We start from the raw sequence: 8,921 nt of genomic DNA on the forward strand, positions 1-8,921 counted from the left end.
CAAGGTCTCGGTCCGTACGAACATGGGCACCTACTTCGATGGCGGCAGGGACTGGAGCGTCGGTTGGGGCAATTTCCTGGGCCAGCCTGGCCAGGGTCGCCTATACTTCGGTGACGTAAACGCAGACAACAAGGCCGATCTCATCGTTCACTCCACAGACGGAAAGATCGCTGCCCGCCTCAACATGGGCACCTACTTCGCCGTCGCCCCTGGTGACGACTGGATCTGATCACACCCTCAGGGCAGGCTGCGAAGCAGCCCGCCTGACCTAACGAGGCCGGCGTCCGCCTCCGGGTCCTCTTCCCGGAGGCGGACGGCGGACGCCGTGCAGGTGCGGTCGATGGCACATCGTCAAGATCCGATGGCACAGGACAACCGCCGTCGTGCTGAGCCGTCCGGCGCCGCCTGTCCCGTCTCCGTGGATCTGGTCCTCGTCTCCGGTGATCTGGCCCGATTCGCCGGCGGTCTGAGGTGGTCTGGTCTGCCAGCCCCTTAAGTTGATGCCAGGACACGGTCAAGCGCCGCCCAGCCCGCGTGCCCCCATGTCGGCTTGCCGCCTGGCAGGCCCCGCTCCCCGGCCCGGCCCATAAGGATGAGGAAAAGGCTCTTCGCGGCAGCCAAACCTCGTGCGCGCCGGATCATCGCCTCGTCCGCGTCTACATACGCGTGGAAGAACCGTGCAGCCGCCCCCGTGGGGAGGAGCACCCAGGCAGCAGCGAGATCGACCGCCGGATCGCCGGCGCACATGTCACCGAAGTCGATCACGCCCGAGAGTGTCCCGTCCGAGACGACGACATTCGCTGGATGAAGGTCGCCGTGCAGCCATACAGGCGGGCCCTTCCATTCGGGAGCCGCAACGGCCTCGTCCCATACGTCCCGGACATTCCGCAGGTCAGCGGCATCGCCTCCGGAGGCGACTTCCTGAAGTCCCTTTTCGAAACCGTCTGAGAGCGTTTTGAGAGGAACGCCGCGCTCCTGACTGACCGGTGCATCTGCGGGCGCGTTCACATGGAGTGCCTGGAGGAAGCCCGCCAGAGTGTCGGCCGCGCTGTCATGGCTGATTGGGGCGCGGTCGGCTGGTTCGCCGGAAACCCATGTCGCAATGGTCCATGGCCGCGGGAAGCGTGCGGACGGTTCACCGATCCGCATGGGGGTCGGGACCGGAAGGGGTAGACGCGGGGCTAGGACGGGCAGCCACCGGCGCTCTTTGCGCAGGAGGGACGGCGCACGCTCCGTGCGCGGCATACGCACGGCCAACTCGTCTCCGAGACGCCATAGTTGGTTGTCCCAACCGCCGGCCACCTCACGCACGTCCAAGCCTGCAAGGTCGGGATGCTGCTCACGCACCAGAGAGCGCACCAAGTTCTCGTCGATCTCGAAGCGGTCCATGATCTCACTCAACCATCGATGGGACCGGGCGGACTATCGATGGTACGGGAAGCTGAATCGCCGACGCGTGTGAAACGGGCTGTCGCTCGTTGGCGTGACGCCTTCCGCGTCCGGGGCACGGGGCTCCGCGGGGTGTTCCACGCTCGCAGTGCAGAGCTGAGGGCAGCGAAACAGCGGACCAAACCAGATGGGTGCGGTTCCTTTGAAGGGAAAGGGCGCGTGCTGAGCTGGGCCGTGACTATGAAGCGTCGGTGTAGGCGAGGTGGGTGCCGCAGACGGTGCAGCGGAAGAGCATGGCGCTTGCCCCCTGGCCGAGATGGGTCAGGAAGCTCTCTAGCTGGGACGCGTCGTGCCAGCCGCCCATTCGGAGGTCGAGTCGGAGCTGGTTGAGTGCCTCGGGGTGGGCTGCCAGCTCGGTGTATCCAACCTCCCCGATGAAGGCGGCCGCGTCGCTGCAGTGGACAAGCCAGCGCGGATCCTGCCAGGCGTGGAACCCGGGGGTGTGGCGGGTGACCTGCGCCAGGGTCTCCTCGCTGACGCCGTCGAGTCCGTATGCGTCGGTGAATTCACCTTCGAATCGTTCAGCGGCACTGCCATCAGCGATGCACCAGGGGCAGAACCTCCCACTGACTTCCTGGGCGGTGTGGAAGCCGGCGGTGTAGATCCATCCCGTGCTGCGGTTGCAGCAGACGCAGGTCTCGGCGCCCTCGCGGACGGACCCGCTTGCCACGGGGTCGGGGTGATAGCGGAAGCCGGGCAGGTCGGTAGTCACTGGTGAGCCTGCCGGGGCATAGGGAGGTCCGCCTCGGCGCCGGTGCTCTGTGTGCCGTCAGGCACCCCTGTGAACCTCATGGGCCGCAGTCTGTCTGCAAGCAGTCTCGTGATCAAGCGGTGAGGCTGAAGTCCTGCTGGCCGGTCGGGGGATAGGGGCGCTCGTGCTCGCGGGCGGTGTGGTAGCGCCAGTAGGAGTCGAGGTCTCCGTTGGCGACGAGGGCACGGAGCCGCAGGACGGCTTCGGCTCCATGAAGGCCCCAGCGGGCGCCGATGATGTCGAGGCGGTCAGCGATCAGGCGGCGGCAGGCGCCTTCGACGGCGCCGGTGGCGATCGGCCAGGGCGGTGGCGTAGCGGAGCTGGTCGAGGTGGCCAGTCAGCTAGCGGTGGCAGGCGTCGACGGCCTCGCGGCGGGTGGCTGGCAGGTGATTCCAGTCGGCTTGGGCGGTCGTCTGGTCGCTGGTGCGGGCGGCGCGGTTGCTGATCCGGGAGCGGGAGCTGACCGCTCAGGTCGGCGCGGATCTGGACACTGCTGCGCTGTGGCAAGCGCTGGAGGAGGTCGTCTCGCGGGCCGCGGTGAAGAGCGCGGTGCGGGTGGTCGAGCAGCTGGTGTCCGAGGATGACGGATCCGCGGAGATCGCGCTGCGCCAGCAGCTGGCCGGCCGGTGCAACACGGTGCGCCCGTTCCTTGTGCTGCTGAGCGACAGCGACGTGCTGGGCGGGCGGCCCGGGCTGGCCCGGCGCAAGGTGGCTCAGCGCCCGCTCCTGCCCAAGGAGGTCGACGCCGAGCTGGTGCCGCTGGCCTGGCGTGTGTTGCCCCGAACCCGTAGGGCGGTTGATCCAATCGGCGATGGCAGTGGCGCGCAGCTGCGAGAGACAGAAGGTCTTGTCCCACCCGGTGAATGGGGAGTTCGTGGCCACGGTGGTCGCTTTGCATTCCTCACGCTCGTTGAAACGCTGGAACAGCAGCGTCGCGCCGATCTTGCCCAAGCCGGCCTCGGCGATCGTGCTGCCGACCGCGACCATTCAATATAGAGACAGCACGGCTTGAAAACGACGCTCCTCTTGAGGCGGATCTGAGATTTCCGTGTGGGCTGAGGCACAATTCGGCGCTTCCGATTGATCATCGCGCGGAAGGATGAAAAGAATTCGTGAGTCGTCGAGCGCCCACCGCAGCCACTTCCGGTCTCGGTGAGGGGCGGCGCGACGGTGAAGCCTGTCGTCGTCTTCAGCGCGTCCGTGACCGTGGTGGGCTTCGAGCCCAGCGGCGTGTACAGGCGGCCAAGGCAGGCGACCGGAGGGAGAAGGTGGGGATTGGTGGGCATGATGGCTGCTCAGGGGAGGTGCTGATGAACAGCGATTCGCTGTTTCACGTCGTAGGGCTGGCATTCAGCACCTTGGTTCTGCTGCCCTTGCCGCTGCTGATCACGACGGGGCGTACGCCGGCCTGGGTTGGAACCCGCGTGCCCGAGCCACGATGGATCGTTCTGGCCCTGCTCGGGCTCTGGTTTTCCGTGCTGCTCAATTCGGTGCCACGGATCCTGGACGGCGGAATCGGAATCATCCTGATCTGCTCGGCCGTGGGAGCGCTCATCGGGCTCGCCGGAATCGTGTGCCTCTTTCGCTTGGCGTGGACGACGGCCCGGGCCTCTGGATCCGCTCGGCGTCGCTGAGTGAAGCGCGCGGATCTCCGTCGCTCGGTCGGTACCCGGCCGGTCGGCGTTCCCCGTGGGGCACGAGGAAACGGTGAGTCCGCTACGCGCAAGTTCGTATCTAAGGGGAGTGGAGACGGCTTTGCTGGACGAGGGGGCAGGCGTGCGCGTCAACGGGGCCAGGAGCTCGGCAGATGGGCACGTGGCTATGCGGTTGAACAGTGGGCACGGGCAGAGTGCCCCGGGTGCGAATCAAGAGTTCGCCTCGACGCCGGCGGAGAAGCGGACGGCCGCTCACACCATTGAGACCGAACTCCAGCCGAATACGAAGACCGCCTCGAACCACGCGGAGGCCAGCACGAAGGCAGCCCGCGGCGGGTTCGACGGCTGGGATACGGCCGTAGGGATCAAAACCGTCGCCGAGACCTGGGAGCAGCAGGTCAGGACTCTGATGGCGCGGCTGGAAAGTGAGAAGAACGCCCTGCGCGGCGCCAATGGACTCTTCGTGGGCAACGACACGTCACTGGGCAACGACTTCCGTGCGTCGACGTCGAAGCTGAACGGCCTCTGAGGAGAAGCGGTGCTGACTTACTACGAAGTCATGACCACCGACTTCGGCCTCCTGACCACGGCTGCCACTCAGTGGGAAGCAATGGCGGGAGAGTTCGAAAAGATCGAGACCCGATATGACGAATCCGTCCAGAAGGTGGCGGGAGGCCCCAACTGGGTCGGTCTCAGTGCCGGAGCGGCGCAGGTGAACTTCGCCGCGACCCGGTACGAGTACGCCGCTGCCCAGGTGCAGGCCAAAGCCGTCGCGAGTCTGCTGCGGGACGCCCACGAGAGGTTCACGGACCTCAAGCGGAAGCTGGAGAGTGCCCGCGACGACGCCATTGCCGCAGGTATGTCCGTGTCGGAACAGGGGCACGTCGCCTTCGACAGCAGCCAGCTCACCGACGCCGAGCGCAACGCCTACCACCACGACCCGGACTACCAGTTATCGGTCCGCACCGCCGTCGGGCAGTGGCAGAAGCGCATCGAGGACAGGGTGAAAGCCGTCTCCGAGACGGACGCACACGTCAAGGCTGCCCTCAGCGCGGCCGTCACCGACAGCAACAAGGACGCGTTCGGCCAGGGCAGTGCCAACGACGGAACCCCGGCCGGTTTCAACGGGTACGCCGTGGGCGACCTGGACAAGGCGCCGAAGACCCTGCCGGCCGATGGGCAGGCCCCTACCAAGACGGACGGAGCGACGCTGACCGGCCCCGACGCCGGCATCACCGCCAGCGGCCCCAAGTACGGCAAAGAGGCCTCCGCAAAGGCGTACGCCGATCTCTTCCACGCCACCGCGAAGGGCGAGACGAGCGAGGGGCGGCTGACCCTCTCTGCGGTGGACGAGCTGTACGGGGGAGCCCGGGCCACAGGGAACATAGGGATGACCGACATGGGTTTCGTCGCCAAGGCCGAAGGATCCGCCGGCGTACGGTCCCTGGCGGAAGGCCGTGCCGAGTACGGCCAGGTGGGCGGCTACGGTCGGTTGGAGGGCTTCGCGGGCGCTGAGGCAGGCGTGAGCGGCAAGCTCACCAAGGAGGAGGCAACCCTCGGGGCGAAGGCGTTCGCCGGCGCCAAGGGGTCTGTCGCCGCAGGAGCGGAAGCCGCCGGCATCGGAATCGGGGTGACCGGAGAAGGCTGGGCGGGCCCGGGCGCCGAAGCCTCGCTCGGGTACAAGAAGGACGAGGCCACCGGCGTGTGGAGGTTCAACGCAGATGCCGGCTTCTCTCCTGCCTTCGGTGTGGGGGCCGGCCTGGAGATCACGGTGGACCCGGACAAGGTCTCCAAGGCCGCCGCAGGTGCGGCCGACGTCGTCGGCGAAACGGTCGGCGTCATAGGGGATACGGCCGGCGACTTCGTCGACTGGCTCACGGACTGATCTACTGCTTGCTGTCAGGAGACGCACGATGACCACCACACCACTGCCGGTCCCGATCGAGTTTCGTCTGCCCGAGGGCTGGCTCCCGGCCCGCCCGGGCGGAGATGACCCCGCAGTCGCGTTCGCCGCGGTGCACCCGCACCCGGACGCGGGGTTCGCCGCCAACATCACCGTCGACGGAGGCTTCCCGGCCGAGGGGACGACGTTGTCCGAACTCGCCGCAGAGTCCGTCCGGCGCCTGGCCGCCGTCGCCGACTCGGTGACGGTCGGCGCAGTCCATGAGTCGGGCAGCGCCGATGCCCCCGCCCTGACGCAGAGGCTGGCTTTCAGGGCACTCGCCGGTGAGACGCACCGTGACCTGGTCCAGACCCAGGTGTACCTGTCACTCGTCGACATCGAGGACCCCCGCAAGCGTGGGGTGATCCGGCTGGCCCTGACCGCCACGAGTGCCCAGCACGACCGTGTCGTGGGTGATTTCCAGGAGTTCCTGCGGAGCGTACGTCCGGATACGGGGAAGGCGGCGTAGCCGTGGGCTACCTGTGGGACAGGTGGATGGGCACCCGGGACCCCGAAGCAGGGACCCGGTGCCTTCCGACCTCGGACCTGCAAAGGACGCTCCTTGCGCTGAACGACTCCGGGATCCCCTTCAGCATCCGGGAATCCGGCAGCGGCGGCGCGGACCTGGTGGCGGAATGGCGCGTCATCGAGCCCGCCACGGGTACCGGCGCGACGCGGCGGCAGGTCGACCGGACGCTCAAGGTCTGGATGTCCTTCAGACCGCAGGAACGTGAGGTGCGAGCCATGGACGAGCAGTTCGAGGTGACCCGCGCGGGTGCGCCGCCCGGCCGTACCGTGGCCCGGGCTCACGGCCGCGGACCGATCCGCAGGATGCGGAAGCAATGGGTCGTCGAGAAGGGCCCGGACGGCCGCAGGCGCACGGTAGAAACATTCAGCTTCGACGCGCGGCAGCTGAAGAACCCCCTCCGCACGACGGTTCTGGAAGCCGGCTGGACCTGGCGGGGAGTGTACAAGCTTTGAAGTCCCCGCTCTCGTGATGGGTTGCCGGGCGGACCCGATGAGGGGTGGGCGCGATCCGCTCAGCCTCGCCCGCGAGGGGATCAGGGGTGCCGACCTTCCCGTGCCGTGTCGGGCCCGGCGATCAGCATCAGCGCGACTCCGTATCAGAGCTGCTGAGAAGGACGGCGAACAGAGCGTCCGCGGCCGCACCGCTCCTGGTCGACCACCTCACCACCATCAGCGCCGCCTGCCCCGACAACCTCACGGGCCTCCGCGACCGCGCCCTGGCCCTCATGGGCGTTAACGGTGCCAAGTGGGGTCTGGCCCAAGTTGTGTGGGCGGCTACTCGTTGTAGTTGTTGATCTTTATCGCGGTGCTTCCAGGTCGCCCGGATTTCGCTCCTCGTATGGCTGGCGTGCTCGACATTCGGTCGCCGTGAGCGAAGGCGGCCATGTCTACGGCACCGTCGTGATCGACGCCGAGACCCACCGGGTTCTCGACCTGCTGCCCGAGCGCGACGCCGCCACCCTCGTCCCCTGGCCCATGGCCCGCCCCGGAATCGAAGTCATCTGCCGCGACCGCGCCGGCGCCTACGCCGAGGCGGCCGCCGCCGCCTCGCCCCAAGCCCTCCAGGTCGCCGACCGGTTCCACCTCTGGCAGAACCTCACTTCCGCCGTCGAGAAGACGGTGGCCGCCCACCGCTCCAACCCGCGTGACCTACCGCTTCCAGTCCCCGAGCCGGAACCCCTCTGGGAGACGCCGATCGGAGAAGGCGCCGATCCGGACGATGAAATGGACACCCCGTCAGGCAAGTTCGCCGAGCGGGCCCGAGTGCACCACGCTCTGGTCCACGAACTCCTCGCCCAGGGCACGAGCCTGCGGGCCGTCGCACATCATCTGGGATGGGGTCGACACACCGCAGCGATACGCTCGCGCAGCGTCCTGGCAGGACATGGTCAAGGGACGGAAGCGGCAGCTTCGGAACAAACTCGATCCCTTCAAGCCCTACCTGGCCGCACGCTGGGCCGAGACCGCTGGAAGGGTGACCGTCCTCGCTCTCTTCCAGGAGATCACCGCCCGAGGCTTCCGCGGTCACTACACCATCGTCTGCGTCCTGCTCTACTCCTGACAAAGCCGCTCAGGACGCATCGTCGATCAACCCGAAGCCCTCCGGAAACGCTTCCAGGAACTCGCGGCGAGCTGGGTTGTTCTCGGCGACTGTCATCGCCCCGACCAGCTCGATCAGCTCCTGTCGCTGATCACTCGGCAGCGTGCTGACCACGTGGCCCACACCCTCCATGACCTTGACCGCGTCGTCCTGATCCATCTGCTCGTCTTCGCTACCGTCGATGAACCACAAGACATCGACCAAAGCCTCGGCCAGGGCACGAGTCAGGGACGGGTACGAGGACGTCACGAGGGCCTCCCAGCGGATCAACGACAGAGTCCGGCCATCCGACCACACTCCACTGACATCACAGTCCGTGAGCCCCCACAAGAAGTGGACCAGAGCCTAATCGGTACGGACGGCAACGGGCCCTCCTGCTACGACCACCCCGCTCCGGGGCAGCAGCTGCAGACAGACGGCCTCACCAGCTGTTCCTTCACCGCCGACATGGCATACACCGTCCTCCTGCAGGGCCAGGACGCCCCGCGCACCCACACCCTGGACCGCCGGGACGTCACCGCCACGGCCAAGGGCTGCGCCGCATCTGCCGCGACGGCAGTCGGTGCCCGGGCCACGACGGGCACGCCTGGCCAGACCGGCAGCCTCCGCTGCCACCGGATCACCACGGCCGCCGCGACGGACTGGCTGCTCGTCAACGCCCGGGACGCCCACGACAGCACACACATACTGATCACCGACAACACCGGCCGCATCGCCTGCTACCAGAAGACCTCGGTCTGCAGGCTCACCGGCTCCACCGGCTACCAGGTCATCACCCAGGTCCCGGACGGCTGGTCGCTGCCCGCTTCCTACCGCCTCGACGCCTGGCGGGTCGCCACCGCCGACGGCTACGCGCCCGAATGCACATGGGACGAGTCGGTCGCATACGGGTACGCCCCACTGAGCATTTTCAGCGTTGACGCTCCAGGGTGAGGACGGCTGCGGCGATGGCCGTCATGCGGTTGGGGCTGCAGCGGGCTTTGCGGAAGATGCGCC

General features: G+C 67.5%; 11 protein-coding genes and 4 pseudogenes. 10 read left to right on the plus strand and 5 right to left on the minus strand.

The genetic code is table 11. The features are described 5' to 3' along the window. A pseudogene (locus tag ACZ6Y1_RS37150) lies at positions 1 to 229 on the plus strand (S1 family peptidase); the annotation flags it as partial. Positions 230 to 492: 263 nt separating this feature from the next. Here the strand turns inward: ACZ6Y1_RS37150 and ACZ6Y1_RS37155 are convergent. The 3 genes and pseudogenes from ACZ6Y1_RS37155 to ACZ6Y1_RS37165 all read right to left on the minus strand — a co-directional run. Further along, entirely contained in the window at positions 493 to 1,389 is an 897-nt protein-coding gene (locus tag ACZ6Y1_RS37155) for an aminoglycoside phosphotransferase family protein (protein ID WP_469640565.1), read from the minus strand. A 238-nt stretch (positions 1,390 to 1,627) separates the two neighbouring features. Next, positions 1,628 to 2,161, minus strand: coding sequence for a CbrC family protein (locus tag ACZ6Y1_RS37160; RefSeq protein WP_469640546.1), 534 nt, complete (start codon positions 2,159 to 2,161; stop codon positions 1,628 to 1,630). A 112-nt stretch (positions 2,162 to 2,273) separates the two neighbouring features. Next, positions 2,274 to 2,498: pseudogene (locus ACZ6Y1_RS37165) on the minus strand (ISKra4 family transposase); the annotation flags it as partial. A gap of 140 nt (positions 2,499 to 2,638) precedes the next feature. Between ACZ6Y1_RS37165 and ACZ6Y1_RS37170 the strand changes: the two are divergent. From ACZ6Y1_RS37170 to ACZ6Y1_RS37205, 8 genes and pseudogenes are all read left to right on the plus strand, one after another. Continuing rightward, positions 2,639 to 3,196: a hypothetical protein gene (locus ACZ6Y1_RS37170; protein WP_469640548.1), complete on the plus strand. Its 558-nt coding sequence runs from the start codon at positions 2,639 to 2,641 to the stop codon at positions 3,194 to 3,196. 314 nt (positions 3,197 to 3,510) lie between these two features. Next, a complete protein-coding gene (locus ACZ6Y1_RS37175) occupies positions 3,511 to 3,834 on the plus strand; it encodes a hypothetical protein (RefSeq protein ID WP_469640550.1) in 324 nt (107 codons plus the stop codon). Between the two features lie 109 nt (positions 3,835 to 3,943). Next, positions 3,944 to 4,384, plus strand: a complete 441-nt coding sequence (locus ACZ6Y1_RS37180; protein WP_469640552.1) for a hypothetical protein — start codon at positions 3,944 to 3,946, stop codon at positions 4,382 to 4,384. Positions 4,385 to 4,393: 9 nt separating this feature from the next. After that, positions 4,394 to 5,740, plus strand: a complete 1,347-nt coding sequence (locus ACZ6Y1_RS37185) for a hypothetical protein (protein ID WP_469640554.1) — start codon at positions 4,394 to 4,396, stop codon at positions 5,738 to 5,740. 28 nt (positions 5,741 to 5,768) lie between these two features. Continuing rightward, complete coding sequence (locus ACZ6Y1_RS37190) at positions 5,769 to 6,266, plus strand: hypothetical protein (protein ID WP_469640557.1); 498 nt, start codon at positions 5,769 to 5,771, stop codon at positions 6,264 to 6,266. A gap of 2 nt (positions 6,267 to 6,268) precedes the next feature. Next, on the plus strand, positions 6,269 to 6,778 hold the full coding sequence (locus ACZ6Y1_RS37195) for a hypothetical protein (RefSeq protein ID WP_469640559.1): 510 nt from the start codon (positions 6,269 to 6,271) through the stop codon (positions 6,776 to 6,778). A gap of 447 nt (positions 6,779 to 7,225) precedes the next feature. Continuing rightward, positions 7,226 to 7,393 (plus strand): annotated as a pseudogene (locus ACZ6Y1_RS37200) (transposase); the annotation flags it as partial. Between the two features lie 316 nt (positions 7,394 to 7,709). After that, positions 7,710 to 7,886, plus strand: coding sequence for a hypothetical protein (locus ACZ6Y1_RS37205; protein ID WP_469640568.1), 177 nt, complete (start codon positions 7,710 to 7,712; stop codon positions 7,884 to 7,886). Between the two features lie 9 nt (positions 7,887 to 7,895). Here the strand turns inward: ACZ6Y1_RS37205 and ACZ6Y1_RS37210 are convergent, their stop codons facing one another. Further along, on the minus strand, positions 7,896 to 8,174 hold the full coding sequence (locus ACZ6Y1_RS37210) for a hypothetical protein (RefSeq protein WP_469640561.1): 279 nt from the start codon (positions 8,172 to 8,174) through the stop codon (positions 7,896 to 7,898). 84 nt (positions 8,175 to 8,258) lie between these two features. Here ACZ6Y1_RS37210 and ACZ6Y1_RS37215 point away from each other — a divergent pair, with 84 nt between their 5' ends. Next, complete coding sequence (locus tag ACZ6Y1_RS37215; protein ID WP_469640563.1) at positions 8,259 to 8,858, plus strand: hypothetical protein; 600 nt, start codon at positions 8,259 to 8,261, stop codon at positions 8,856 to 8,858. On the opposite strand, the pseudogene ACZ6Y1_RS37220 reads toward ACZ6Y1_RS37215, so the two are convergent. Further along, a pseudogene (locus ACZ6Y1_RS37220) lies at positions 8,836 to 8,921 on the minus strand (IS5/IS1182 family transposase); the annotation flags it as partial. The gene ACZ6Y1_RS37215 and the pseudogene ACZ6Y1_RS37220 sit on opposite strands and share 23 nt — an antisense overlap.

Source organism: Streptomyces sp. NPDC053432, assembly GCF_055585365.1.